This is a genomic window from Achromobacter xylosoxidans (assembly GCF_002192695.1).
GTDB lineage: Bacteria > Pseudomonadota > Gammaproteobacteria > Burkholderiales > Burkholderiaceae_B > Achromobacter > Achromobacter xylosoxidans_C.
This window is the reverse complement of sequence record NZ_MTLG01000052.1, coordinates 32,634-57,609: the sequence shown is the minus strand read 5'-3', so window position 1 is coordinate 57,609 and position 24,976 is coordinate 32,634. Positions and strand designations below refer to the sequence as shown.

Genomic DNA, 24,976 nt, shown 5'->3' with positions numbered 1-24,976 from the left:
AATTATCGCGAAACGCGGCGCTTGAAAAGCCTATGCACTTGAAATGCCAGCTTTTTATGCGACAACGGCTGGCACTTCCTGGTGCCAGCCGCTGTGCGTTTTGCTTTTTTTGGGTACTGCTTTACTTTTTTTATGTACCGGTGCCGCCGGTATTTGCCCATGCAGGGCTTTGTCTCCTCACCTGCATGGGATGAGATTCTGCACCAGATGCGGGATTGTCACACTAGGGGAATGCCCTAAGAAGGAGCATTCATTTACATATTTCCTGCACCACATTGGTGCAATTTGAGTTCGATGTTCTAAATATTGGGATTTTCTGGGAGGCCTTGCGGCCATTCCAGTTCCCGCGCTCCCCGCCTTCATTCCCCACCGCCGGGCCGCCCCAGGATGGAACGCGGCCGCGTGCGCGCCATGCCCGCATTCGGGCAGCGGGCCGCGTTTACGTTTCATTTATACCCCCCTCCCAAACGTATACCCCGTTTTTACCCCCCGCTCCGTAACCTGCCGGTGTCCTGATTGGTCACTACGCCTGCCCGGCGCGCATCCCTATACGCCGCGCAGGCCCGTCGTTCGAAGGGAGCGCCGCTCCCGGGAGGAAATACGTGGATGCCATCTATATCGTCATCTTTGCCGTCATGGCCGGGCTGACTTTCGCCCTGCTGCGGTTCTGCGAAACCTTGTCTTCGGGAGAGCAACCATGAACTGGCTCTATTGGCTGAGCGGCCTGACGGCCGCCCTGTTGTTCGTGTACCTGCTGGTCGCACTGTTCAAACCGGAGAAATTCTGATGACCGCCGAATTCGTCGGATTGCTGGTCGTGTACCTGGCAGTCCTGCTTGCGATCGCGCCCCTGCTCGGGCGCTACATCCGCATCGCCATGGAAAACGGGCAGTCCCGGCTGACCGCCTGGGGCCGCCCCATCGAGCGCGGCATCTACCGCCTGGCGGGCATAGACCCGCAGGCCGAGATGGGCTGGAAGCGCTACGCCGTGGCAGTGCTGGCCTTCAACATCATCGGCATCGCGGCCGTGTACGCCTTGCAGCGCCTGCAGGGCGCGCTGCCGCTCAATCCCGCCGGCCTGGGCGCGGTATCGCCGGATTCCGCCCTGAACACCGCCATCAGCTTCGTGGCCAACACCAACTGGCAGGGCTATGGCGGCGAATCGACCATGAGCTACCTGACGCAGATGTTGGCGTTGACGGTGCAGAACTTCGTCTCGGCCGCCACTGGCATCGCCGTGCTGTTCGCGCTGATCCGCGGCCTGTCACGCCATTGCTCGGCCACGGTGGGCAACTTCTGGACCGACATGGTGCGCAGCACGCTGTACGTGCTGCTGCCGCTGTCCCTGGTGCTGGCGCTGGCGCTGGTCAGCCAGGGCGTGATCCAGAATTTCAGCCCCTACCAGGAAGTCCAGACCGTCGAGGCCGTGCACTACGAGCAGCCCCGCGTGGATGCCCAGGGCCAACCCGTACTGGACGCCCAGGGACAGGCCGTGACCGATCCCGCCGTCAGCAAGACCCAGACCCTGGCCATGGGCCCGGTCGCTTCGCAGGAATCGATCAAGCTGCTGGGGACCAACGGCGGCGGCTTCTTCAACGCCAACTCCGCGCATCCCTTCGAGAACCCCACGCCGCTGGCGAACTTCCTGGAGATGCTGGCCATCCTGGCAATTCCCGCCGCGCTGTGCTTCTCGTTCGGCGAGATGGTGGGCAGCCGGCGCCAGGGCATCGCGATCCTGGCGGCCATGACCGTGCTGTTCGCGGTATTCGCCCTGTCCGCCGCCTACTTCGAGCAGCAGCCCAATCCGATGGCCGCGCAGGCCGGCGCCGACAGCGCGCTCAGCGCGTTCTCGCCGGGCGGCAACATGGAAGGCAAGGAGACCCGCTTCGGCATCGCCGCCACCTCGCTGTTCGCCACCGTCACCACGGCGGCTTCCTGCGGCGCGGTCAACGGCATGCACGATTCGCTCAACGCCATGGGCGGCCTGACGCCGATGCTGTTGATGCAGCTGGGCGAGGTGGTCTTCGGCGGCGTGGGCTCGGGTCTGTACGGCATGCTGGCCTTCGCCATCCTGGGCGTCTTCATCGCCGGGCTGATGATAGGCCGCACCCCGGAGTACCTGGGCAAGAAGATCGAAGCCTACGACATGAAGATGGTTTCCATCGTCATCCTGGCGACCCCGCTGCTGGTGCTGGTCGGCACGGCGCTGGCGGTCTCGGTATCGGCCGGCCAGGCCGGTGTGCTGAACCCGGGCATCCACGGCTTCTCCGAAATCCTCTATGCCCTGACGTCGGCCGCCAATAACAACGGCAGCGCCTTCGCCGGGTTGTCCGCCAACACGCCCTTCTACAACGTGCTGCTGGGCATCGCCATGTGGTTCGGCCGCTTCGCCATCATCGTCGCCATCCTGGCGATGGCCGGTTCGCTGGCCGCCAAGCGCCGGCTGCCAGCCGGCCCCGGCAGCATGCCCACGACCGGCCCGCTGTTCGTGGTGCTGCTGATCGGCGCCGTGTTGCTGGTAGGCGCTTTGACGTACGTGCCGGCGCTGGCTCTCGGCCCGGTCGCAGAACATCTGCAAATTAAAGGCTAGGAATGAAAATGGCCAAGATTGAAACCTCTACTACCGGCGCCGGAGGCGGCGCCGCCCGCGCCGCATCGCACGGCGTGCATGAACGCCAGTTCGGCATGTGGTCGCGCGCCCTGGTCGGCCCCGCGATGCTGGACAGCCTGCGCAAGCTCTCACCCGCCGCGCAGCTGAAGAACCCCGTGATGTTCGTGGTCTACGTGGGCAGCATCCTGACCACGGTGCTGTGGGTCATGGCCCTGCGCGGCCAGGCCGAAGCCCCCGCCGGGTTCATCCTGGCGATCAGCGTATGGCTGTGGTTCACCGTGCTGTTCGCGAACTTCGCCGAAGCCCTGGCCGAAGGCCGCGGCAAACAGCAGGCGGCCACCCTGCGCGGCCTGCGCACCACCATCGACGCGCGCCTGCTCAAGGGCTTTCGCGACGTCGACGCCAGCACGGCGCAGCCGGGCGACTGGCGCAGCCGGGCCGCCAAGCAGCCCTCGGGCCTGCTGCGCCGCGGCGACGTGGTGCTGGTCGAAGCGGGCGAAACCATCCCCGGCGACGGCCAGGTCATCGCCGGCGTGGCGTCGGTCGATGAAAGCGCCATCACCGGCGAATCCGCTCCCGTGATCCGCGAATCCGGCGGCGACTTCTCGTCCGTTACCGGCGGCACCCGCGTGCTGTCGGACTGGATCTTCGTGCGCATCGCCGCCGATCCGGGCGAGAGCTTCCTGGACCGCATGATCGCCATGGTGGAAGGCGCCAAGCGCCAGAAGACGCCCAACGAGCTGGCCCTCACCATCCTCTTGGTCGGCTTGACCGTGGTGTTCCTGCTGGTGGTCGTGACCCTGATGCCGTTCTCGATCTACGCGGTCAACGCCGCCGGCGGCGGGTCCGTCGTCACGGTGACGGTGCTGGTCGCGCTGCTGGTCTGCCTGATTCCCACCACCATCGGCGGCCTGCTGTCGGCCATCGGCGTGGCGGGCATGAGCCGCATGATGGGCGCCAACGTCATCGCCACCTCGGGCCGCGCGGTCGAAGCCGCGGGCGACGTGGACGTGCTGCTGCTGGACAAGACCGGCACCATCACCTTCGGCAACCGCCAGGCCTCGACCTTCCTGCCGGCTCCCGGCGTGTCCGCGCGCGAACTGGCGGAGGCCGCGCGCCTGGCCTCGCTGGCCGATGAAACGCCGGAAGGCCGCAGCATCGTGGCGCTGGCCGACAAATCCATCCACGCGCCGGCCGCGCCCATGGCGCACGCCGAATTCGTGCCCTTCACCGCGCAATCGCGCATGAGCGGCGTGAACCTGAACGGCCGCATGATCCGCAAGGGCGCGGTCGACGCCGTGCAGGCCTGGCTGGCCGAGCAGGACTCGACCGTGCCGGAGCAGGCCCTGCGCCTGGCCGAGGACGTGGCCCGCCGCGGCAGCACGCCACTGATGGTCAGCGACGGCAACCGCGCCTTGGGCGTGGTCGAGCTGAAGGACATCGTCAAACCCGACATCCAGTCGCGCTTCGCGGAACTGCGCCGCATGGGCATCAAGACCGTGATGATCACGGGCGACAACAAGCTCACGGCCGCGTCCATCGCCGCCGAGGCCGGCGTGGACGATTTCCTGGCCGAAGCCACCCCCGAGGCCAAGCTCAAGCTGATCCGCGCCTACCAGGCGGAAGGCCGGCTGGTGGCGATGACGGGCGACGGCACCAACGATGCGCCTGCGCTGGCGCAGGCCGACGTGGCGGTGGCGATGAATTCGGGCACCCAGGCCGCCAAGGAGGCGGGCAATATGGTGGACCTGGATTCCAACCCCACCAAGCTCATCGAGATCGTCGAGATCGGCAAGCAGATGCTGATGACCCGCGGCGCGCTCACGACCTTCAGCGTGGCCAACGACGTGGCCAAGTACTTCGCCATCATTCCGGCCGCCTTCGCCACCGTCTATCCGCAATTGAACGTGCTGAACATCATGGGCCTGGCCACGCCGGCCTCGGCCATCCTGTCGGCCGTGATCTTCAACGCGCTGATCATCGTGGTGCTGATCCCGCTGGCGCTCAAGGGCGTGCGCTACCGCGCGCTGGGCGCGGCCGTGCTGTTGCGCCGCAATCTGCTCATCTATGGCCTGGGCGGCCTGCTGGTGCCGTTTGCCGGCATCAAGCTGGTCGACATGGTACTGGCCGCCCTGGGCTGGGCCTGAGCCCCAAAACCGCAAGGAACCCATCATGAAAAATTCCGCCACCCTGCCGCGCCAAGGCGGCATCCTGCGCCCCGCGCTGGTCGTCTTCGCCGCGCTGTCGCTGGTCACCGGCCTGGCCTACCCCTTCCTGACCACGGGCATCGCCGCCGCCGTGTTCCCGCACGAAGCGGCCGGCTCGCTGATCAAGCAAGGCGACCGCGTCGTGGGTTCGGAGCTGATCGGCCAGTCGTTCAGCTCGCCCGGCTACTTCTGGGGCCGGCCGTCGGCCACCGCGCCCATGCCGTACAACGGCGCCGGCTCCGGCGGTTCGAACCTGGGCCCGCGCAATCCGGCGCTGGCCGACGCCATCCAGGCCCGCATCGCCGCATTGAAGGCGGCTGATCCCGACAACCCCGTGCCCGTGCCGGTGGACCTGGTCACCGCGTCCGGCAGCGGGCTGGACCCGCACATCAGCCCGGCCGCCGCGGCCTACCAGGCGGCCCGCGTGGCGCGCGCCCGCGGCCTGCCGCGCGCTCAGGTCGATGCCCTGATCCAGGCCCATACCGAGAAGCCCTGGCTGGGCGTGCTGGGGGACCCCGCGGTCAACGTGCTGACGCTGAACCTAGCGCTGGACCAATTGCGTCCGGCGCGCTGATGCCGCGGCGTATAGTATTGCCAGCCGTTCCCTCACTCCTCTTGCGCGTTCATGGCTGATATCGCTGGCGAGCGTCCCGATCCCGACGCGCTCTTGAAGACCCTGGACGACGCCGCGCGCCAGGCGGTGCGCGGCAAGCTGCGCGTCTACTTCGGGTCGTCGGCCGGCGTGGGCAAGACCTACGCCATGCTGGAGGCGGCGCGCGCGCAGGCCGCCCAGGGCGCCGACGTGCTGGCCGGCATCGTCGAAACCCACGGCCGGCGCGAAACCGCCACGCTGCTGGAAGGCCTGCCTGTCCTGCCGCTCAAGGACGTGCCGTACCGCGGCCATGTGCTGAAGGAATTCGACCTGGACGGCGCGCTGGCCCGGCGCCCGGATCTGGTGCTGGTGGACGAGCTGGCGCACTCCAACGCGCCCGGCTCGCGCCACGCCAAGCGCTGGCAGGACATCCATGAATTGCTGACCGCAGGCATCGACGTCTGGACCACGCTGAACGTGCAGCACCTGGACAGCCTGAACGAAGCGGTGGGCAGCATCACCGGGGTGCGCGTCTGGGAAACCGTGCCCGACGAGGTCTTCGATGCGGCCGACGAAGTCATCCTGGTGGACCTGTCCGCCGACGAGCTGCTGCGTCGCCTGAAGGAAGGCAAGGTCTATCTGCCAGAGCAGGCCCGCCACGCCACCCGCAATTTCTTCCGCAAGGGCAACCTGATCGCGCTGCGCGAGCTGGCGCTGCGCCGCACCGCCGACCACGTCGACGACGACGTCCAGGCCTATCGCCGCGACCGCGCCATCGAACCGGTGTGGCGCACGCGCGAAGCCGTGGTCGCCTGCATCGGTCCGGACGTGGACGCCGAGTACGTCATCCGCAGCGCCCACCGCCTGAGCCAGCAGCTGGAATGCGATCTGCACGTGGTCACCATCGACACGCCGCGCGCGGCCCCGCCGCCCCAGGCCGAACAGGAACGCATCCAGCGCAGCCTGGCGCTGGCCGATTCACTGGGCGCACGCAGCGAAACCCTGGCCGGCGGCGACATGGTCGACGCCGTGGTGCGCTACGTGCGCCGGCACAACATCACCAAGGCCATCATCGGCCGCACCCGCGCCAGTGGTTTGCAACGCCTGCGCCTGTCGCTGTCCGCGCTGCTGACCGCGGCCATCTCGCCGGGCTGGCTGTGGCGGCGCCACAGCTTCGCCGACATGCTGGCCGCGGGCTGCCCCGAGATCGACATCATCCGCCTGGGCGCGCCGCCGCTGCCCGCCGCCACGGCGCCCGGGCGCGATCCGCTCACGCTGGGACAACGCGCGCGCCTGAGCGCGGACGAACGCAATCCGCGGCCGCTGGCGGGCTATGCCTGGGCGCTGTGCTATTGCGCCGCGGCCACGGCGCTGTCCATGCTGGCCTTTCCCGCCCTGCACCAGACCAATATCGTCATGCTGTTCCTGCTGGCGGTGGTGGCGGTGGCGCTGCGCCATGGCCGCGGGCCGGCGGCGCTGGCCTCGGTCGTCAGCGTCGGGCTGTTCGACTTCTTCTTTGTGCAACCGCTGGCGTCCTTCGCCGTGTCGGACGTGCAGTACCTGCTGACCTTCGGCGTGCTGCTCTCGGTGGGCCTGCTCATCGGCCAGTTGACGGCCGGCCTGCGCTTGCAGGCGCAAGCCTCGGTCAAGCGCGAAGCCGACGCCCGCAGCCTCTATGAATTCGCGCGCGAGCTGTCGTCCGCGCTGCTGCCGGAGCAGATCGTCACCCTGGCCGGCGCCTTCGTGCATGCCACCTTCGGCTCGCGCTGCGCGCTGTACATCCTGGGCATGGACGACAGGCTGAAACTGGCATCCGCGGCCGCCGACGACATGCCGCCGCTGGAATCCGCGCTGGCCCAGTGGGTCTACGACCACGGGCAGCCCGCCGGTGCAGGCACCGCCACCCTGTCCAACAGCGAACTGCTGTATCTGCCCCTGAAGGCGCCAATGCGCACCCGCGGCGTGCTGGCGCTGGCGGCGCCGCGCCGCAGCCTGTTCCTGAATCCCGACTCGCGCCGCCAGATCGAGGCCTACGCCACCCTGATCGCCATTGCGCTGGAGCGCCTGCACTACGTGGAAGTAGCGCAGCAGGCGCTGGTCAGCATGGAATCCGAGAAGCTGCGCAACTCGCTGCTGGCGGCCGTATCGCACGACCTGCGCACCCCGCTGACCAGCCTGGTCGGCATGACGGACACGCTGATGCGCCAGCAGGCGACGCTGCCCCCCGGCATCCACGACACCGTCCGCGCCATGCGCGACCAAGCCCAGCGCATGCACGCGCTGGTCGTCAATCTGCTGGACATGGCGCGGCTGCAGAACCGCGACACGCCGTTGCGCCTGGAATGGCAATCCATCGAAGAACTGGTCGGCGCCTCGCTTGCCGCCATGCGCGAACCGCTGGCCGGCCATCGCATCGCCGTGGACAGTCTGTCGCAGCTGCCGCTGGTGGAATGCGACGGCGTGCTGATCGAGCGCGTGCTGTGCAATCTGCTGGAGAACGCGGCCAAGTACACGCCCGCCGGCAGCGCCCTGCGCGTGCATGCCGACGTGCACGAAGGCCAGTTGCGCGTGGCGGTCAGCGACAACGGCCCGGGCGTGCCGCCAGGCGCGGAGCGCCGCATCTTCGAGAAATTCACGCGCGGCGACCGCGAGTCCGCGACGCCCGGCGTCGGCCTGGGCCTGGCGGTCTGCGAAGCCATCATCGCCGCCCATCATGGGAGAATCTGGGTCGAACACGCGCCGGGCCAGGAATCCGGCGCGCAGTTCGTCTTCACCCTGCCCCTGGGCACCCCGCCCCCGATCCAATCCGAAAATCCTTGATCGCCGCCACGCATGTTCGATTACCAGCCTACCGTCCTCATCATTGAAGACGACGCCAACATCCGGCGCTTCGTGCGCCAGGCCCTGGAAAGCGAGGGCTGCGCCGTCCACGAAGCCGATACCGTCAAGCGCGGCCTGATCGAGGCCGGCACCCGGCAGCCCGACGCGGTGGTGCTGGACCTGGGCCTGCCCGACGAAGACGGCATGACGCTGATCCGCGAACTGCGCGGCTGGACCGAAGTGCCGGTACTGGTGCTGTCCGCCCGCAGCGCCGAGGCCGACAAGGTCGCCGCGCTGGACGCCGGGGCCGACGACTACCTGACCAAGCCCTTCGGCGTCAGCGAACTGCTGGCGCGCCTGCGCGTGCTGCTGCGGCGGCACGCAAGAGGCGGCGCGGGCAATGCTTCCGAAATCAGCTTCGGCGACGTGCGCGTGGACTTCGCCAAGCGCGTGGTCGAACGCGGCGGCCAGCACGTGCACCTGACCGCGATGGAGTACCGGCTGCTGGCGGCGCTGCTGGCGCATCGCGGCAAGGTCATGACGCACCGCGAACTGCTGCGCGAGGTGTGGGGGCCGTCGCACGTGGAGAGCAACCACTACTTGCGCATCTACATGGGTCATCTGCGCCAGAAGCTGGAAGCCGATCCCGCCCAGCCCGTCTACCTGCTGACCGAGATCGGCGTGGGCTATCGCTTCGCGGGCTGAGGCCGGCGCGGCGGGCGCGCGTTGACGCCGCGTTTACGCGCAGCCCGCAAGTCTTGTCTCGGCCTTTATGCGGTTGCTCCTATTGTTGCGGTCCGATCCCACTCTAGGAACACCCCCATGCCCCGCCACACCCTGGCCGCGTTCGCGCTGCTGACCCTGGCCGCCGCGCAAGCCGGCAACGCACTGGCCGCCGACGCGCCCGCCGACGCAGCGCCCGCCGCGTCCGACCTCACATTGACGGCCAACATCACCCTGGCCAGCCAATACCGCTATCGCGGCCTGATGCAAAGCAATAACAAGCCCGCCATCCAGGGCGGATTCGACCTGGCCCACGCCAGCGGCTTCTACCTGGGCAACTGGAACTCCAGCATCAGCTGGCTCAACGATAGCAACAGCGCAGTCTCCGCCCCCGTGGAAATGGACTTCTACGGCGGCTACAAAGGCAATCTCGCGCAAGACGTGCCCGTGGACCTGGGCATCCTGCAGTACTACTATCCCGGCGACTATCCGTCCGGCTACACCAGTCCCGACACCACCGAGCTCTACGCCGGCATCGGCTACGGACCGGTGATGTTCAAGTATTCCATCGCCATGACCAATCTGTTCGGCTTCGCGGACAGCAAATACAGCCAGTACTTCGACCTGTCCGGCAACTTCGACACGGGCGTCTGGGGCCTGACCGTCAACGCTCACGTGGGCCGCCAGGAAGTGCGCAACGTCGACAACGGTTCGTACACGGACTGGAAGCTGGGGCTGACGAAGGACTTCGGCCAGGGCCTGTCGGTATCGCTGGCCTATCTGGACACCAACGCCGACCGCGCCGTCTACACCAATACGCGCGGCCGCGACATGGGCCGCGCGACAGGTTTGCTGTCGCTGACCAAGACGTTCTGAGCGCCCCGGACGTTGACGCGTTTTTTACGCGCCACGTCCGCTTTTATTGGCAGGATTTACGGCGCGCTTCCTATAGTGGAACCGTCATCAACCAACCGGATCCCCCGGAACGCCGCCAGCGGCGCCTCCGATCCCGCTACCCGCCATGATCCCCCGACTGCAAGCCCGCCACGCCCCCATGCCCGATATCCTGCCCGCGCAGCGCACCCAAGCCCGTGCCGATCTGGTCGCGCTGACCATCAGGATAGATACGCTGGACGCGCTGAACGTGCGACTGGCGCTGCACCGCGCGCTGGGCGAGCGCATCGGCGTCTACGTGCTGTCGGTGGATCACGCGCATGCGCAAAGCGTGCTGCAGCTGCAATGCGAACGCGGCCAACTGGACGCGCTGATGCACGCCGTAATGTCCGGCCTGCCCCGCGCCGAGTTCGGCCCGGTGCGTCCCGCGCACGCCATGACGGTGCAGTAAGTCATGGACATGCCACGCAAGACCGCATTCGAGGGCCTCTGGCTGCCCATGGTCACGCCGCTGCGCGGCGGCTATGTGGACCTGGACGCCGCGCAGGCGCTGGCCCGCTACTACCGCAACGCGGGTATCGCCGGCCTGGTGCTGTTTGGCTCCACCGGCGAGGGCAACCTGCTCAGCGTGCCGGAAAAGGTCGACATGATAGAAGCCATATCGAGCGATCCGCACGCGCTGCCGCTGGTATTCGGCGCCGGCGGCGTGGATACGCGCGGCGTCGCGACCGCAATCCGCCGCCTGGACAAGTACCAGCCGGCCGGCTATCTGGTGCCGCCGCCCTACTACCTGGGTCCGTCGCAGGCCGGCATTCTTTGGCATTACCGGCAGATCGCCTGGGCCACGGAGCGGCCCATCATCCTGTACAACATCCCCAAGCGCACCGGCGTAACGATGACGGTCGAAACCATGGAGGCGTTGGCGGCGCTGCCCAACTTCAGCGCCGTGAAGGAATGCAATCCCTCGGTGCTGGCGGCGCTGAACCGGCGCAGCGCGCTGACCCCGCTATGCGGCGAGGACCTGGCCCTGCTGGACCACTTCCTGGCCGGCGGCGGCGGCGCCATCCCGGCCGCCGCGCATATCTTTCCCGAGCGCTATGTCGAGGTCATGCAACTGGCCCGCGAAGGCCACGCGGAGGCCGCGCGCGAGCTGTTCGAGCCGCTGCGCGGCCTGATCCGCCTGCTGTTTGCCGAACCCAATCCCGCGCCCATCAAGCGCGTCCTCGCCATGCAGGGACTCATCGCCGACGAGCTGCGCATGCCCATGACCAGCGCCAGCCGCGAGCTTGGACAACGCCTGCAACGGGCCATGAGCGTGGTGCAAGGCTCGCCTAGCCGGCTGCAGACAGCCTGAAGACGGACACCGCGTTCGCCAGTTCGCCCGCCTGATCGCGCAGGGCGGCAGCCGACGCGGCGAACTCTTCCACCAGCGCCGCGTTCTGCTGCGTCACCCCGTCCAGATGCGTCACGGCCTGGTTGATCTGCTCTATGCCCACGCTCTGCTCCGCCGAGGCCGTGGCGATCTCGCCCATCAGCGGCGCGCTGGTGGCGGCCGACTCCAGCACATTACCCATCGTCGCGCTGGCCTGTTCCACGCGCTGGCTGCCACGCGCCACCGAATCCGCCGACGCTTCGATCAGCGTCTTGATTTCCTTGGCGGCGGTGGCCGAGCGTTGAGCCAGCGCGCGCACCTCGCCCGCCACCACCGCGAAGCCCCGGCCCTGTTCTCCGGCCCGCGCTGCTTCCACCGCGGCGTTCAATGCCAGGATGTTGGTCTGGAACGCGATCTCGTCGATCAGCCGGATGATCTCGTCGATGCGCTGCGAACTATGTGAAATTTCGCGCATGGCGTCGATGGCATGCTGGGTTTCATCGCTGCCCTGCCGCGCCAGCTGCGCCGCCTGGCCGGCCAGCGCGCTGACCTCGCGCACATGTTGCGCGCTCTGCTGGGCGGTCGCGGTGATCTGTTCCACGCTGGCGGCCGTCTGCTCCAGCGCGGCGGCCTGCTTCTCGGTGCGGTCCGACAGGTCCATGCTGCCCGCCGCGATCTGCCGCGAGGCTGCGGCGATCGAGGTGGTGGAATGCACGATGCTGCGCACCGCCCCGTCCAGGCGCTCCTGCATCCGCGCCAGCGCGTCGAACAGGCGCCCGATCTCGCCACGCTGGTTGCGCGGCACGCTGCCGGACAGATCACCATTGGCCACGCGTTCGCATACCGCCACCGCCTGATCCAGCGGACCGAGGATGTGCGCGCGGAAAAAGCGCAGCGCCGCCGCCAACAGCAGCACCAGGAGGCCGAGCGTCACCCCGCCCTGCCGCCACAAGGTGGCGTAGAACGCCTGATCGACGTCATCCACATACAGGCCCGTGAACAACAGCCAGCCCCAGTCGGCGTCGTAGGCGGCGTAACTGATCTTGGGCAGCGCCTGTTCCGTTCCTGGCCGCGGGAATTGGTAGCGCGTATAGCCGCCGCCAGCCTTGCCCTGGGCGTAGAGGTTTTCGAAGATCGGCTGCCCTGCGCTGTCCTTGACGGAACGGACGTTGGTGCCGACCAGCTTGGGATCGGGATGCACCAGCAGGTCATAGCCGTCGCCGAAGGCGCCCACGTAACCGTCCGCGCCATAGCGCAGTTGCGCCAGCCGGCGCGCCACATTGCGCTTGGCCTCCTCCTGAGGCATGCCCTCGCGCACGCTTTGCTTGCCGTTGCGCACGATGCTGGATGCCAGATCGAGGACGTGGCGCAGTTCGGTCTTGCGCTCGGCCACCATCTCGGCGCGGCGCTCCCAGGCGTCCCAGGCGCCCAAGGCCAGCACAACGGCGCCGACCGCGAACACGAACCACAGCAGCTCCCTGCGCAAGCTGGAATTTTTCATAGTCCTCTTATCCTTGTTCATCCGGCCATGAAACTAATCAAGGCAGAATGTGACGTTTTATGTATTTGTTCCGTCAGAATAAGGGACAGCACCAGGGTTTTCGCCAAGCCAGCGCGACGCGCTTGATCTAGCGCAAAGCCCATAAAAAAAACGCAAGGCGCGCTTGCCTTGCGTTTTTTCGTAGTGGCGGTTCATTCCGCCTTTTATACAGCCCTTTCCTAGGCCGGCGCCCGTGCTGCGCCTGCGGAGCGCGGCGTGGTCAGCGCGATCAGGGCCACCACGATCAAGGAATACGTCGGTACGCTGCGCATATTGCGGAACATCATTTCAGTCAGGCTGAATGCGCAATAACCCAGACAGAACAGCAAGCCCAATTGCGCGCCGACGCGTATGACACGGTCATCGCTGGCCAGCCGGCGCAGGAAAATGTAGGCCGGCACCAGATACAGCGCGAGTATGCTCAGCAGGCCCAGCAGCCCGTATCCGGACAGGGCGGCGAGCAGGTCGTTGTGGGGTTCGCCGTAGCCTTCGACGACTTCGCGCGACACCACCCCGCGCTTCTCGAGCTCGGCCAGTTCCTTGCGGAAGTTGCTCGGCCCCACGCCCACGACAGGGCTCTTCTTGAACATCTCGATGGATGCCCGCCACAGTTGCAAACGGATGCCGAGCGAGGAGTCCCGGTCGGCTGATGTGGTGAAATCCTGCAGATCCGTCTTGACCGCCTGCATGCGACTGCTGAAATGCCATAGCCCAGCCGCGCTGACGACCAGGGCCGCGCTGACCGCCAGCGCACAGTACACCTTGTGCCGACGGCTCCAGCCGCGCAACCCCAACAGAAACACCAGCGCCAGGATGGGGAGCAACATCCAGCTGCTACGCGTTTGGGAAACCCAGGTCGCCCACACGCTCATGCCGAAGGCCAGCACCTTGAGGCCGGTTGCAAAATGCGGCCAGGGCTTGCTCGGCCCCCATCTGATCGACAACAGCGACATCATGCCCAACAGCAGGGTCATGTTCGCGAAGGAAACGGCGTTGTAGCGCCCTCCGATCTCGACGACCGCCTCGCGGCCCCACAGCTTCATGGTGACGATCAGCATCGCCGACCCCGCCAGCGCGCCGGTCAAGATGCTCCACTGGATCTGCTTGAGCCAATCTTGCGGCGCTCTCAGCAACAGCCAGAGCACAGGCAGCGCCAGCGCGAACCGGAGCAGCTTTTCCAATTCGGAATCGCTCCATACGCCTCGCACGGCGGCCGTGATGAACATGCACAACAGCGGTAGCAGCAGCGCCAGCGCCATGGGCCACAAGGCCCGGAAATCCATCGGTTCGTAGCGTTTGATCGCGTTGGCGGCTAGCGCCGTCAATGCGATCAAACCGGTCAGATAGGCAATGGCCGGCCCACCCACCGGGCTGGTCAACGCCAGCGCGGGAACCAACACCACCAGCGACGTGGCCAAGAAAACGTACAGTCGGGGCACTACACTCAACCTGGTAAAAACGAAACAAGCGCGACGCGCGCCATGCAGTTTGGTTAATCAGACAAAACCCGCCCGCCATGACGGCGGGCGGGTTTACTGGACATGCGGGCGGCAAGCCGCCAGTTACATATTATCGATCATCACCTGGCCAAAGCCCGAGCACGACACCTGGGTCGCGCCTTCGAGCAGGCGGGCGAAGTCGTACGTGACCTTCTTGGACAGGATGGATTTTTCCATGCTGGAGATGATCAGGTCGGCGGCTTCGGTCCAGCCCATGTGGCGCAGCATCATTTCGGCCGAGAGGATTTCGGAACCGGGGTTCACGTAGTCCTTGCCGGCGTACTTGGGCGCGGTGCCGTGGGTGGCTTCGAACATGGCGACCGAGTCGGACAGGTTGGCGCCCGGGGCGATGCCGATGCCGCCCACTTGCGCGGCCAGCGCGTCCGAGATGTAGTCGCCGTTCAGGTTCAGCGTGGCGATCACGTCGTATTCGGCCGGACGCAGCAGGATCTGCTGCAGGAAGGCGTCGGCGATCACGTCCTTGACGATGATCTCGCGGCCCGTCTTCGGGTTCTTGAACTTGCACCACGGGCCGCCGTCGATCAGCGTGGCGCCGAATTCCTTCTGCAGCAGCGCGTAGCCCCAGTCGCGGAAGCCGCCTTCCGTGAACTTCATGATGTTGCCCTTGTGCACCAGGGTCAGCGACGTGCGGTCATTGTCGATGACGTACTGCGCAGCCTTGCGCACCAGGCGCTCGGTGCCTTCGCGCGAGACCGGCTTGATGCCGATGGACGAGGTGTTCGGGAAGCGGATCTTCTTCACGCCGAGCTTGGTCTGCAGGAACTGGATCAGTTCCTTGGCCTGCTCGCTTTCGGCCATGTATTCGATACCGGCATAGATGTCTTCCGAGTTCTCGCGGAAGATCACCATGTTGGTCTTTTCGGGTTCGCGCACCGGCGAAGGCACGCCCTTGAAGTACGCCACCGGGCGCAGGCAGACATACAGGTCCAGCTGCTGGCGCAGGGCCACGTTCAGCGAACGGATGCCGCCGCCGACAGGCGTGGTCAGCGGGCCCTTGATGGACACCACGTAGTCCTTGACGACTTCCAGGGTTTCGTCAGGCAGCCACACGTCCGGGCCGTAGACCTTGGTGGCCTTCTCGCCGGCATAGACTTCCATCCAGTGGATCTTGCGCTTGCCGCCATAGGCCTTCTGCACCGCCGCGTCGACGACCTTGATCATCACCGGGGTGATGTCAGCACCCGTGCCGTCGCCTTCGATGTAGGGGACGATGGGCTGATCGGGCACATTCAGCGAGAAATCAGCATTGACCGTGATCTTCTGGCCGCCAGCGGGAACCTTGATATGTTGGTAGGACATGAATGCTCCATTTGCTCCGAGTGGTTTTTCTGCACGCGCCGGCATCGGGAAGTGTCCGTTCCGGCGGGGAAGATCGCCCACGGGAACCGCGCACTGGATGGCCGATAGCAACCAATTCTATATCGCAAAGGGGCTGGCGGGCCTGACGGCCCGCGCGCGGCGGTAAAATAATGCATCACCAGCCCGTTTTCCGCCCCCTCAGATGTTCAATCCCTCCCGCGACCAAGTCCGCGAATTCTTTATCGAAACCTGGCGCAAACACCGCGCTTCCGACGTGCTGACGCCGCTCGAGGCCATCGCGCTGGACTGGATCATCGAACATCCCGAGTACCACGGCGACCTGGAAAACCCCGAGGCCATGACGGCCGAATACTCGGTGGAAAAGGGCCGCACCAACCCCTTTCTGCACCTGTCCATGCACCTGGCCATTGCAGAGCAGCTGTCCATCGACCATCCGCCGGGAATCCGGCAGGCCTACCAGCAGCTGGTGGCGCGCGGCGACGCGCACCAGGCCGCGCATGAAATCATGGAATGCCTGGGCCAGGTGGTCTGGGAAGCGCAGCGCCTGGGCACGCCGCTGGACAGCGACACGTATATCGACCTGATCCGCCAGCGCGCCAGCCGCTGAACTTGGCGCCCGCCTAAAAAGCCCCCCACGCTGCGCCTTCGGCTTGCTGCCCCCCGAGGGGGCCTTTTTCCCTTGGGGCGGCCCGGCGGAAAAAAAAGCCCCCACGCTGCGCCTTCGGCTTGCTGCCCCCCCGAGGGGGCCTTTTTTCCTTGGGGCGGCCCGGCGGAAAAAAAGCCCTCGAACTCCGAGGGCTTTCTTGTTTCCGGGACCGATTCAGACGGCTTACCTACGCACGCCCAGGTCGCTGGGCTGCGCAGCCAGCCAGGCCGCCACATTGGAGATGTCCTGGTCGGACAACTGGGTCGCGAACGCGCCCATGATGGGGTTCTTGCGCACGTTGGCCGTGGCTGCGCTGCCGGAGGCGCCGCGCTTGTAGGCCTTCAGGGCGTGGACCAGGTAGTCCGCGTGCTGGCCAGCCAGGGTCGGATAGGCCGGATCCACGGCCGTCTTGGCGTCCGCGCCGTGGCAGGACGCGCAGTTGAATTTGTCGAAGACGGCCTTGCCGGCCGCCAGGTCCTGCGCCTGGGCGGCAACGCCCGTCATGGCCAGGGTCGCGCCCGCAAGGGCAAGCATGTAGCGATTCATGTGTTTGCCCCCTTACTTGAGATTCGAGTAGTACGCGGCCAGATCGGCGATGTCCTGGTCGGACAGGCTGCCGGCGATGGCGTCCATCGTGGGATGGCTGCGCGCGCCTTTCTTGTACTCGTTGAGGGCGGTTTCGATGTACTTGGCATTCTGCCCAGCAATCATCGGCACGTGGTACAGCTCGGGAAACGTTGCCTTGTAGCCTTCGATGCCGTGGCAACCGATGCACATGGAAACCTTGTCGCGGGCGTTCTGGACATTACCGACCACTGCTGCGTCAGCAGCAACAGACTGGCCGGCGATCGCACAGGATGCCAACGCGGCCAACACGGATACCGTGTACTTCAGAGAGGTTCGCAACTTCATTGGAATGGCTCTTCTTGGTATGGCTAAGGACTAGGGCCTGCTCACACGAAAAGGCCCTCGGCAAACACGTTGCGGGTCGAACCCAAAGCAAAACCGCCTGATTGTACGATAATTGCTCAGGATTAATACCTCCACTATGGTATTGATCACCGTCAAATCTCAGAAGCCATCAGACCATGTCCGCAGCCCAGTCCGCTACTTCCGCCTCGCCAGACCGCTTCGACGGGACCGACAACTATGTCGCCACCGATGACCTGAAACTCGCCGTCAACGCCGCCCTCACCTTGCAGCGCCCGCTGCTGATCAAGGGCGAACCCGGCACCGGCAAGACCATGCTGGCCGAGGAAGTGGCGCGGGCGCTGGGGCGGCCGCTGCTGCAGTGGCACATCAAGTCCACTACCAAGGCCCATCAGGGCCTGTACGAATACGACGCGGTGTCGCGCCTGCGCGACTCGCAGCTGGGCGACGAAAAGGTCCGCGACATCCGCAACTACATCGTGCAGGGCACGCTGTGGCAGGCCTTCCAGTCGGCCGAGCCGGTGGTGTTGCTGATCGATGAGATCGACAAGGCCGACATCGAATTCCCCAACGACCTGCTGCGTGAACTGGACCGCATGGAATTCCACGTGTACGAAACGCGCGAGACCATCTCGGCGCGGCATCGTCCGCTGGTCATCATCACGTCCAACAACGAAAAGGACCTGCCCGACGCGTTCCTGCGCCGCTGCTTCTTCCACTACATCCGCTTCCCCGACCGCGAGACCATGCGCGACATCGTGGCCGTGCACTATCCGCATCTGAAGCAGGAGGTGCTGCGTGCCGCGCTGGATACCTTCTTCGCGCTGCGCGACGCGCCGGGCCTGAAGAAAAAGCCGTCCACCTCCGAACTGCTGGACTGGCTGCGCCTGCTGCTGGCCGAAGGCTCGACCGCCGCCGAGATCGACGCGCACACGGCCACGGCCGTGCCGCTGATGGCCGGCGCGCTGCTCAAGAACGAGCAGGACGTGCACCTGCTGGAACGCCTGGCGGCCATGACGCGCGGCGGCCAGCGCCGCTGATCCGCCATCACCCACCAGCGGCCCGCCCATGCTGATCGACTTCTTCTACCACCTCAGGGCGCACAAGCTCCCCGTCTCGGTCAAGGAATACCTGACCCTGGTGGACGCCCTGCGCCAGGACCTCATGGCGCCCACGCTGGACGAGTTCTACTTCCTGGCGCGCGCCACGCTGGTCAAGGACGAGGCGCTCTACGACCGCTACGACAAGGCTTTCGGCGCCTACTACAAGGGCATCGCGGCCGCCTTGCCGCCAGGCAAGGAAATCCCGCTGGACTGGCTCATCAAGCAGTTCGAAAAAAGCCTGAGCCCGGAAGAAAAGGCCGCGATCGAGAAGCACGGCTGGGACAAGCTGATGGAGCTCTTCAAGGAGCGCCTGGAAGAACAGAAGGAACGCCATGCCGGCGGCAGCAAATGGATCGGCACTGGCGGCTCTTCGCCTTTCGGCAATGGCGGCTACCACCCCGAGGGCATACGCGTGGGCGGTAACTCGGCCGGCAACCGCAGCGCGGTCAAGGTCTGGGACATGCGCCAGTTCAAGGACTACGACGACCAGGTCGAGCTGGGCACGCGCAACTTCAAGGTGGCGCTGCGCCGCCTGCGGCGCTTCGCAAGGCAAGGCGCCGAAATGGAACTGGACCTGGACGACACCATCGCCAGCACCGCGCGCAATGCCGGTCACCTGGACCTGCGCATGGTCCCCGAGCGCCACAACACCGTCAAGGTGCTGATGCTGCTGGACGTGGGCGGCAGCATGGACGACCACATCGGACGCGTCGAAGAACTGTTTTCGGCGGCGCGCAGCGAATTCCGCAACCTGGAGGTCTACTACTTCCACAACTGCCCGTACGAAAGCCTGTGGCAAAGCAACCGCCGGCGCCAGAATGAACGCTTCGACACCTGGGACGTGCTGCGCAAGTACAACCCGGATTGGCGCCTGATCATCGTCGGCGACGCCACCATGAGCCCCTACGAAATCCTGCAGCCGGGCGGCTCCGTCGAGCACTACAACAAAGAGCCTGGCGCCGAATGGATGCGCCGCCTGCTGGACGCCTGGCCGAAATCGGTCTGGCTCAACCCCGAGCCCACCGCATCCTGGCAATACCGCCAGTCCATCGCGCTGATGCGCGACATCATGCAGGGCCGCATGTACCCCGTGACGGTCGCCGGCCTGGAACAGGCCATGCGGGTGCTATCGAAGTAGGATTGCCGGTCACCCGTCGACCGGCTTTTCAGGCGTATCCAGCGTCAGCTGATAGAACGCCAGATCCAGCCAGCGCCCGAACTTGAAGCCTGCCTCGCGGATGGTGCCCGCGTGCCTGAAGCCCAGTTTCTCGTGCAGGCGGATGCTGCCCTGGTTGCTTGCGTCGATGCCGCCGACCAGCACGTGCACCTGATTGGCGCGCGCCCGCTGGATCAGCTCGCGCATCAGCGCCTCGCCCAAGCCCAGTCCGCGAAAGCGTCCGTCCACATACACGGAATGCTCCACCGAATACTTGAAGGCAGGCCAGGCGCGGAAGGTGCCGTAGCTGGCGAAGGCCATCAGCTCGCCGGCTGCGTTCTCGTACCCCAGCACCGGAAAACCGCCCTGCTGCTTGGCCTGGAACCAACCCTGCATCGCCTCGCGTGGCCGCGGCTTGTAGTCGTACAGCGCGGTGGAATTGGCGATGGCGTCGTTGAATATGGCCAGTATCTGGTCGGCATGGCGCTCATGCGTGCAATCGACCAGGGTTGCGCCATCCGGCGCGCGGGTTTCGGCGTGCGTAATCATGGCGCAAATTGTAGCGAGCCGCGCGGCCTTGCGGCTATTGGATTCGCGCCCGTCACTGGCAAAAAAAACCGGCGGAGCCGCCGGTTCAATATGGGATGTTGCCGCTTCTGGCCACTCTCAGGCGGCGCGGCTCTCCGCTGATCGGGCGGCGGGCGGCTCGCGGCGCAGGCCGGGGCAACTGCGCCATGCAAGCTCATCCGCATCCATGTCCAGATCGAACAGATCGTTGGCGGCTGGCCAGGGATGGCTGCGCGCCGCGGCGCCTTCCATTTCCAGCACATGCCCGGCAAAGCCCCGGGGCGAGCCTCCGCACTCCGCAAAATAACGTTGTGTGCTCAAGTCCACCACGTAGGTGGTCATGTCATGGGTCAGTATGGCCACGAATTGGCCGTCATCGCTGGCATAGGCGTACTGAAACTGTCCTTTGATCCCGTCGCCGCTCAAGGAGCTGCCGGTCAATTGGGACAAGGCACGCGTGACGATCTCGGTCAGCATGGGTCGTTCCTCCGGTAAATGCGCCGGCACGATGCCGGCGGCGAAGGCGCGAACGACAAGCACCGGCGCCGCGCACGAAGCGGCGTCTGGCGTTGGACGGGAAACCTGTGGGCGGGCTGTCGCGCATCCCGTCTGCAACTGGGTCTGCAACTAGGTACTGCGTGCTGAAAAGCTTACACCCGCAAGCCCGGAGGGCTCAAATCAGCCCGCCGTTTGGTCATATTGCGACGCAGCATCGTGCCTGGACGGCGCTCTCGGACCCTTATGCCGCCGCAACCGGCGTGGCGCCTGCATCTGCGTCACCATTTTCTCGCGCGCGCCAGTCCTGGCGCCCGATCCGGTACAGCACATGCCGGCATAGCGGATGCCCCGGCGGGACGGCGGGATGGTCGAAGCCTTCTGGCTCCAGCCTCATGCCCAAGCGGTCCATCACCGCGCGCGAGCGCAGATTGCCCGTGGCCGTGAAGGCCACGATCTGGTCCAGCCCGACTTGTTCGAACCCCGCGCGCAAGGCTGCTTCGGCCGCTTCGCTGGCGTAGCCCTTGCCCCAGTGCCGCTGCGCCAGGCGCCAGCCTATCTCCACGCCTGGCGCGAACGGCAGGGTGGGCGCCAGCGGCTTGATGCCGACAAAACCGATGAAAGGCGCCACGCCCGGCGCTTCCACGGCCCAGAAGCCCCAACCGTGCTCGTCGATGCCGGCAGCCAGCCTGTCGGCGAGCGCATCGCTTTCCTGTGCGTTCAGCGGCAGCAGGTACTCGGTGACGCGGGGATCCTGGTTCAGCGCCGCGAAAGGTTCACGGTCGGCGGCGCGCCATTGGCGCAGCACCAGGCGGGGCGTTTCGACTTCCAGGGATAAAGACATGGCGGACTTCCTTGCTTGCGGTCCCGGGCCGCGCGCCGCGGCGAACACCGCCCCACGCCCCTGAACCATTGCCAACGTATACACTCCAACGGATTCTGCCATGCCAAAGGAATTGTCTGCCATGCGCCTGTCCCTGTCGAAGCTGCCGCGCCCGCTGAGCGTGCTGCTGTTTTCCTCCTTCCTGGCCTTTCAGGCCGGCGCCGCCAGCCTGCCGGCGGGCGTCTCGGAGGCCGCCTCGATTGAAGGCATCACCGAATACCGCCTGGCCAACGGCCTGAGAGTGCTGCTGGTTCCCGACGAATCCAAGCCGTCCACCACCGTCAACATGACCTACCTGGTGGGCTCGCGCAACGAGAACTACGGCCAGACGGGCATGGCGCACCTGCTGGAGCACATGCTGTTCAAGGGCACATCCACCACCCGCAACGCCATGGGCGAGTTCTCGCGCCGCGGCCTGCAGGCCAACGGCTCGACCTCCAGCGACCGCACCAACTATTTCGCCAGCTTCGCCGCCAACCCCGAGACCCTCAAGTGGTACCTGGGCTGGCAGGCCGATGCCATGGTCAATTCCTTGATCGCCAAGGAAGACCTGGATTCGGAAATGACCGTGGTCCGCAACGAAATGGAAAGCGGCGAGAACAGCCCCTTCCGCATCCTGATGCAGAAGATGCAGTCCGCGGCCTTCCAGTGGCACAGCTACGGCAAGAACACCATCGGCGCCCGCTCCGACGTCGAGAACGTGGACATCGGCCAGTTGCGCGCCTTCTATCACGAGTACTACCAGCCCGATAACGCCGTGCTGATCGTGGCGGGCAAGTTCGACCCGCAGGCGACCCTGACCGACATCGAGGAAACGCTGGGCAAGCTGCCCAAGCCCGAGCGCAAGCTCCCGCCCGAATACACGGTTGAACCGGCGCAGGACGGCGAACGTTCCGTGACCCTGCGCCGCACGGGCGGCACGCCGCTGGTGGCGGCCATGTACCACATCCCCGCCGCCGGCAGCGCCGACTTCGTGCCGCTGGACCTGGCTGCCACCATCCTGGCCGACACGCCCTCGGGCCGTCTCTACCACGCGCTGGTCCCGACCAAGCTGGCCTCGGGCGTGTTCGGCTTCACCATGGAAAACCTGGACCCGGGCCTGGCGATGTTCGCCGCCCAACTGACGCCGGGCAAGAGCCTGGACGCCGCCATGAAGGCGCTGACCGGCACGCTGGAGTCCCTGGCCAAGAAGCCGTTCACCCAGCAGGAGCTGGATCGCGCCCGCAGCAAATGGCTGACCGCCTGGGAGCAGACCTACAGCGATCCTGAACAAGTCGGCGTGGCGCTGTCCGAGGCCATCGCCGCCGGCGACTGGCGTTTGTTCTTCCTGCAGCGTGACCGTGCCCGCAAGGCCACGCTGGCCGAAGTGCAGCGCGCCGCGACCACCTACCTGGTCCAAAGCAACAGCATCGAAGGGCGCTACATCCCCACCGAGAAGCCCGTGCGCGCGCCGCAGGAGCAACGCGTGGACCTGACCGCCGTATTCAAGGACTACAAGGGCGATCCGGACTTCAAGGCTGCCTCGGCCTTCGATCCCACGCCCGAGAACATCGACAAGCTGACGCAACGCAAGAAGCTGGATCTGCCCAACGGCCCCGTGCAGTTGGCGCTGCTGCCCAAGGCCACGCGCGGCAACCGGGTGCAGGCGCAGATGCTGATCCAGTTCGGCAATGAAAAAGACCTGCTCGGCCAGCGCGTGAATTCCAGCGCCGTGGCCGACCTGCTGACCCGCGGCACGGCCAAGCTGTCGCGCCAGGACATCCAGGACCGCCTGGACAAGCTGCAGGCCGAACTCGGCTTCAGCGGCGGCGGCACCACGCTCAAGATCGCCATGTCGACCAAAGGCGAAAACCTGCCCGAACTCACCGCCCTGGCGCTGGACATCGTGCGCAACGCCAATTTCCCCAAGGAACAACTCGAGGAATACCAGCGCCAGCTCGAAACCTCGATCCAGAACGCCATGACCGAACCCTCGGCGCTGGCCGGACGCGCGCTGGCCCGCCAGGACAACCCGTGGCCCGCCAATGACCTGCGCTACGTGCCGACCTTCGAGGAATCGCTGGCTGGCGTGCGCGCCCTGAATCGCGACGCCCTGGTCAAGTTCCATTCCAAGTTCTACGGCGCCGGCAACATCGAGTACTCGGCGGTCGGCGATTTCGAGCCCGCAGCCGTCGAGAACGCGCTCAAGACCGGACTGGCCGGCTGGAAGAAGGCGCCCGCCTACACCCGCGTGCCCAACCCGTACCGTGACATTCCCGCCAAACAGTTCGACATCGACACGCCGGACAAGGCCAATGCGTTCTACATCTCGCGCATGCCGCTGAAGCTGCAGGACACGGACGCGGACTACGCCGCGCTGTACCTGGCCAACTACCTGTTCGGCGCCTCCGAAACCTCGCGCCTGTGGAACCGCGTGCGCGAAACCGACGGCCTGTCTTACAACGTGCGCAGCTCGCTGGCGGTCTCGTCGTTCGAGCCCTCCGCCAGCTGGACCATGTACGCCATCTACGCGCCGCAAAACCGCGAGCGCCTGGAAAAGGCCATCGGCGAAGAACTGGCGCGCGTACTGAAGGACGGCTTCACGGACAAGGAAATCTCGGACGGCATCACGGCCTTGCTGAACTACCGCAACCTGGCCCGCGCCCAGGACGACGTCCTGGCCAGCACCTGGCTGGACTACATGCAGCGCGGCCGCACGTTCGCCTGGTCCGCCGACATGGACAAGAAGATCTCCGCGCTGACGGCCGACTCGGTCAATGCGGCTTTGCGCAAGTATCTGCGCGCGGACGGTTTCAGCACCGCGGTTGCCGGCGACTTCAAGAAGAAGCCGGCGCCCTGACCAAGCCCGCCTCGCTCAAGCCCCGCTGCGGCGGGGCTTTTTTTGGCTTTCCGGCGCTGGTCAGCTCACCAAAATTCACCAGAACATCCCCCGACTATGCCAAAAATGGATGAAATCATAAAAGCGAACGTGATTACTCGATTATTTGGAAAGATGTTTTCAAGGAATACGGGTTTATCCCAGGTGGGATAACGAGCACAATTCAGTCATCGGGAACACACAACGAACCACGACGGAGGGCCGCCGGATTCGGTCCCCAACCAAGACGAATTGGAGGTCTACCATGAAAACCCTAACCACCACCCTGCTGCTATCCCTGGCCCTGGTTGGCGTTGGCGCCCAAGCCGCCGGCGTGGAACAAGCCAAGAGCAGCGCCCAGGTCGCGACCGAACTGCAGCAAGCCAAGGCCAGCGGCCAGTACACCTTCGGCGAGCTGGACTATCCGCCCGCCCTGCCCCAGACCACCAGCCTGAGCTCGCAGGAAGTGCAAGCCCAGCTGCAACAAGCCAAGATCAGCGGCCAGTACACCTTCGGTGAACTGGAATACCCGGCGGCCGTGTCCGCCCCCGCCAGCGCCAAGACGCGCGCTGATGTCCAGCAGGAACTGGCGCAAGCCAAGGCCAGCGGCCAATACACGTTCGGCGAACTCGAGTACCCGCCGATCACCCGGTGAGCTGCTTGCTGTGGCCCGGCCGGCCTCGGACGGCATCATGGTTTGAGGCCGGTTTTTTATCGGCGACAGCGGCGGTCGATGTAGCA

22 protein-coding genes are annotated in these 24,976 nt (G+C 65.9%); 14 read left to right on the top strand and 8 right to left on the bottom strand.

Annotation, left to right across the window (positions count from 1 at the left end):
• The first annotated feature begins 697 nt into the window (after window positions 1-697).
• The 9 genes from kdpF to BRO63_RS05210 all read left to right on the top strand — a co-directional run bounded on the left by kdpF (window position 698) and on the right by BRO63_RS05210 (window position 11,200).
• Complete coding sequence (gene kdpF, locus BRO63_RS05250; protein ID WP_013391886.1) at window positions 698-787, top strand: K(+)-transporting ATPase subunit F; 90 nt, start codon at window positions 698-700, stop codon at window positions 785-787.
• Window positions 787-2,589, top strand: coding sequence for a potassium-transporting ATPase subunit KdpA (gene kdpA / locus BRO63_RS05245; RefSeq protein WP_088138723.1), 1,803 nt, complete (start codon window positions 787-789; stop codon window positions 2,587-2,589). Before kdpF ends, kdpA begins: the two co-directional genes overlap by 1 nt.
• A gap of 8 nt (window positions 2,590-2,597) precedes the next feature.
• The gene (kdpB, locus tag BRO63_RS05240) at window positions 2,598-4,757 is read left to right on the top strand and encodes a potassium-transporting ATPase subunit KdpB (protein WP_088138722.1); all 2,160 of its coding nucleotides are present in this window, start codon (window positions 2,598-2,600) and stop codon (window positions 4,755-4,757) included.
• Window positions 4,758-4,782: 25 nt separating this feature from the next.
• On the top strand, window positions 4,783-5,391 hold the full coding sequence (gene kdpC, locus BRO63_RS05235; protein WP_088138721.1) for a potassium-transporting ATPase subunit KdpC: 609 nt from the start codon (window positions 4,783-4,785) through the stop codon (window positions 5,389-5,391).
• 51 nt (window positions 5,392-5,442) lie between these two features.
• Window positions 5,443-8,229, top strand: coding sequence for a sensor histidine kinase (locus tag BRO63_RS05230; protein WP_088138720.1), 2,787 nt, complete (start codon window positions 5,443-5,445; stop codon window positions 8,227-8,229).
• A gap of 12 nt (window positions 8,230-8,241) precedes the next feature.
• Window positions 8,242-8,934 carry a two-component system response regulator KdpE gene (gene kdpE / locus BRO63_RS05225; RefSeq protein WP_088138719.1) on the top strand — a complete coding sequence of 231 codons (693 nt, stop codon included), beginning with the start codon at window positions 8,242-8,244 and terminating at the stop codon, window positions 8,932-8,934.
• Window positions 8,935-9,051: 117 nt separating this feature from the next.
• Window positions 9,052-9,828 (top strand): TorF family putative porin, encoded by a 777-nt coding sequence (locus BRO63_RS05220; RefSeq protein WP_088138718.1) that lies wholly within the window; start codon window positions 9,052-9,054, stop codon window positions 9,826-9,828.
• A gap of 145 nt (window positions 9,829-9,973) precedes the next feature.
• Window positions 9,974-10,297 carry a hypothetical protein gene (locus BRO63_RS05215; protein ID WP_256942839.1) on the top strand — a complete coding sequence of 108 codons (324 nt, stop codon included), beginning with the start codon at window positions 9,974-9,976 and terminating at the stop codon, window positions 10,295-10,297.
• A gap of 3 nt (window positions 10,298-10,300) precedes the next feature.
• Entirely contained in the window at window positions 10,301-11,200 is a 900-nt protein-coding gene (locus BRO63_RS05210) for a dihydrodipicolinate synthase family protein (protein WP_088138717.1), read from the top strand.
• On the opposite strand, the gene BRO63_RS05205 is transcribed toward BRO63_RS05210, so the two are convergent.
• The 3 genes from BRO63_RS05205 to icd all read right to left on the bottom strand — a co-directional run bounded on the left by BRO63_RS05205 (window position 11,178) and on the right by icd (window position 15,577).
• Window positions 11,178-12,719, bottom strand: a complete 1,542-nt coding sequence (locus BRO63_RS05205; protein ID WP_088138716.1) for a methyl-accepting chemotaxis protein — start codon at window positions 12,717-12,719, stop codon at window positions 11,178-11,180. The two genes, BRO63_RS05210 and BRO63_RS05205, sit on opposite strands and share 23 nt — an antisense overlap.
• Window positions 12,720-12,937: 218 nt before the next feature.
• Window positions 12,938-14,197 carry an O-antigen ligase family protein gene (locus tag BRO63_RS05200; protein ID WP_088138715.1) on the bottom strand — a complete coding sequence of 420 codons (1,260 nt, stop codon included), beginning with the start codon at window positions 14,195-14,197 and terminating at the stop codon, window positions 12,938-12,940.
• Between the two features lie 123 nt (window positions 14,198-14,320).
• Entirely contained in the window at window positions 14,321-15,577 is a 1,257-nt protein-coding gene (gene icd, locus BRO63_RS05195) for an NADP-dependent isocitrate dehydrogenase (RefSeq protein ID WP_013391875.1), read from the bottom strand.
• 202 nt (window positions 15,578-15,779) lie between these two features.
• Between icd and BRO63_RS05190 the strand changes: the two genes are divergently transcribed.
• Window positions 15,780-16,205 carry a DUF1841 family protein gene (locus BRO63_RS05190; RefSeq protein WP_088138714.1) on the top strand — a complete coding sequence of 142 codons (426 nt, stop codon included), beginning with the start codon at window positions 15,780-15,782 and terminating at the stop codon, window positions 16,203-16,205.
• Between the two features lie 222 nt (window positions 16,206-16,427).
• Here the strand turns inward: BRO63_RS05190 and BRO63_RS05185 are convergent, their stop codons facing one another.
• Together BRO63_RS05185 and BRO63_RS05180 are read right to left on the bottom strand one after the other, a co-directional pair.
• Window positions 16,428-16,790: a c-type cytochrome gene (locus BRO63_RS05185; protein WP_088138713.1), complete on the bottom strand. Its 363-nt coding sequence runs from the start codon at window positions 16,788-16,790 to the stop codon at window positions 16,428-16,430.
• A gap of 12 nt (window positions 16,791-16,802) precedes the next feature.
• Complete coding sequence (locus BRO63_RS05180) at window positions 16,803-17,156, bottom strand: c-type cytochrome (RefSeq protein ID WP_088138712.1); 354 nt, start codon at window positions 17,154-17,156, stop codon at window positions 16,803-16,805.
• 176 nt (window positions 17,157-17,332) lie between these two features.
• On the opposite strand from BRO63_RS05180, the gene BRO63_RS05175 reads away from it, so the two are divergent.
• Both BRO63_RS05175 and BRO63_RS05170 read left to right on the top strand, forming a co-directional pair.
• Window positions 17,333-18,214, top strand: coding sequence for an AAA family ATPase (locus tag BRO63_RS05175; protein ID WP_088138711.1), 882 nt, complete (start codon window positions 17,333-17,335; stop codon window positions 18,212-18,214).
• 28 nt (window positions 18,215-18,242) lie between these two features.
• A complete protein-coding gene (locus tag BRO63_RS05170; RefSeq protein WP_088138710.1) occupies window positions 18,243-19,415 on the top strand; it encodes a vWA domain-containing protein in 1,173 nt (390 codons plus the stop codon).
• A 9-nt stretch (window positions 19,416-19,424) separates the two neighbouring features.
• Here BRO63_RS05170 and BRO63_RS05165 read toward each other — a convergent pair whose 3' ends face one another.
• The 3 genes from BRO63_RS05165 to BRO63_RS05155 all read right to left on the bottom strand — a co-directional run bounded on the left by BRO63_RS05165 (window position 19,425) and on the right by BRO63_RS05155 (window position 21,339).
• Complete coding sequence (locus BRO63_RS05165; RefSeq protein WP_088138709.1) at window positions 19,425-19,982, bottom strand: GNAT family N-acetyltransferase; 558 nt, start codon at window positions 19,980-19,982, stop codon at window positions 19,425-19,427.
• A 117-nt stretch (window positions 19,983-20,099) separates the two neighbouring features.
• Complete coding sequence (locus BRO63_RS05160) at window positions 20,100-20,477, bottom strand: hypothetical protein (RefSeq protein ID WP_088138708.1); 378 nt, start codon at window positions 20,475-20,477, stop codon at window positions 20,100-20,102.
• A gap of 262 nt (window positions 20,478-20,739) precedes the next feature.
• Window positions 20,740-21,339 carry a GNAT family N-acetyltransferase gene (locus BRO63_RS05155; RefSeq protein ID WP_088138707.1) on the bottom strand — a complete coding sequence of 200 codons (600 nt, stop codon included), beginning with the start codon at window positions 21,337-21,339 and terminating at the stop codon, window positions 20,740-20,742.
• Between the two features lie 121 nt (window positions 21,340-21,460).
• Between BRO63_RS05155 and BRO63_RS05150 the strand changes: the two genes are divergently transcribed.
• Together BRO63_RS05150 and BRO63_RS05145 are read left to right on the top strand one after the other, a co-directional pair.
• Window positions 21,461-24,217, top strand: coding sequence for a M16 family metallopeptidase (locus BRO63_RS05150; protein WP_088138706.1), 2,757 nt, complete (start codon window positions 21,461-21,463; stop codon window positions 24,215-24,217).
• Window positions 24,218-24,500: 283 nt separating this feature from the next.
• Complete coding sequence (locus BRO63_RS05145) at window positions 24,501-24,890, top strand: DUF4148 domain-containing protein (protein WP_088138705.1); 390 nt, start codon at window positions 24,501-24,503, stop codon at window positions 24,888-24,890.
• Window positions 24,891-24,976: the final 86 nt, after the last annotated feature.

What these genes read in the sequence shown, in the direction of transcription:
- kdpF (WP_013391886.1), top strand. Translation starts at nt 698, where the DNA reads ATGAACTGGCTCTATTGGCTGAGCGGCCTGACGGCCGCCCTGTTGTTC.
- kdpA (WP_088138723.1), top strand. Translation starts at nt 787, where the DNA reads ATGACCGCCGAATTCGTCGGATTGCTGGTCGTGTACCTGGCAGTCCTG.
- kdpB (WP_088138722.1), top strand. Translation starts at nt 2,598, where the DNA reads ATGGCCAAGATTGAAACCTCTACTACCGGCGCCGGAGGCGGCGCCGCC.
- kdpC (WP_088138721.1), top strand. Translation starts at nt 4,783, where the DNA reads ATGAAAAATTCCGCCACCCTGCCGCGCCAAGGCGGCATCCTGCGCCCC.
- BRO63_RS05230 (WP_088138720.1), top strand. Translation starts at nt 5,443, where the DNA reads ATGGCTGATATCGCTGGCGAGCGTCCCGATCCCGACGCGCTCTTGAAG.
- kdpE (WP_088138719.1), top strand. Translation starts at nt 8,242, where the DNA reads ATGTTCGATTACCAGCCTACCGTCCTCATCATTGAAGACGACGCCAAC.
- BRO63_RS05220 (WP_088138718.1), top strand. Translation starts at nt 9,052, where the DNA reads ATGCCCCGCCACACCCTGGCCGCGTTCGCGCTGCTGACCCTGGCCGCC.
- BRO63_RS05215 (WP_256942839.1), top strand. Translation starts at nt 9,974, where the DNA reads ATGATCCCCCGACTGCAAGCCCGCCACGCCCCCATGCCCGATATCCTG.
- BRO63_RS05210 (WP_088138717.1), top strand. Translation starts at nt 10,301, where the DNA reads ATGGACATGCCACGCAAGACCGCATTCGAGGGCCTCTGGCTGCCCATG.
- BRO63_RS05205 (WP_088138716.1), bottom strand. Translation starts at nt 12,719, where the DNA reads ATGAAAAATTCCAGCTTGCGCAGGGAGCTGCTGTGGTTCGTGTTCGCG.
- icd (WP_013391875.1), bottom strand. Translation starts at nt 15,577, where the DNA reads ATGTCCTACCAACATATCAAGGTTCCCGCTGGCGGCCAGAAGATCACG.
- BRO63_RS05190 (WP_088138714.1), top strand. Translation starts at nt 15,780, where the DNA reads ATGTTCAATCCCTCCCGCGACCAAGTCCGCGAATTCTTTATCGAAACC.
- BRO63_RS05185 (WP_088138713.1), bottom strand. Translation starts at nt 16,790, where the DNA reads ATGAATCGCTACATGCTTGCCCTTGCGGGCGCGACCCTGGCCATGACG.
- BRO63_RS05180 (WP_088138712.1), bottom strand. Translation starts at nt 17,156, where the DNA reads ATGAAGTTGCGAACCTCTCTGAAGTACACGGTATCCGTGTTGGCCGCG.
- BRO63_RS05175 (WP_088138711.1), top strand. Translation starts at nt 17,333, where the DNA reads ATGTCCGCAGCCCAGTCCGCTACTTCCGCCTCGCCAGACCGCTTCGAC.
- BRO63_RS05170 (WP_088138710.1), top strand. Translation starts at nt 18,243, where the DNA reads ATGCTGATCGACTTCTTCTACCACCTCAGGGCGCACAAGCTCCCCGTC.
- BRO63_RS05165 (WP_088138709.1), bottom strand. Translation starts at nt 19,982, where the DNA reads ATGATTACGCACGCCGAAACCCGCGCGCCGGATGGCGCAACCCTGGTC.
- BRO63_RS05160 (WP_088138708.1), bottom strand. Translation starts at nt 20,477, where the DNA reads ATGCTGACCGAGATCGTCACGCGTGCCTTGTCCCAATTGACCGGCAGC.
- BRO63_RS05155 (WP_088138707.1), bottom strand. Translation starts at nt 21,339, where the DNA reads ATGTCTTTATCCCTGGAAGTCGAAACGCCCCGCCTGGTGCTGCGCCAA.
- BRO63_RS05150 (WP_088138706.1), top strand. Translation starts at nt 21,461, where the DNA reads ATGCGCCTGTCCCTGTCGAAGCTGCCGCGCCCGCTGAGCGTGCTGCTG.
- BRO63_RS05145 (WP_088138705.1), top strand. Translation starts at nt 24,501, where the DNA reads ATGAAAACCCTAACCACCACCCTGCTGCTATCCCTGGCCCTGGTTGGC.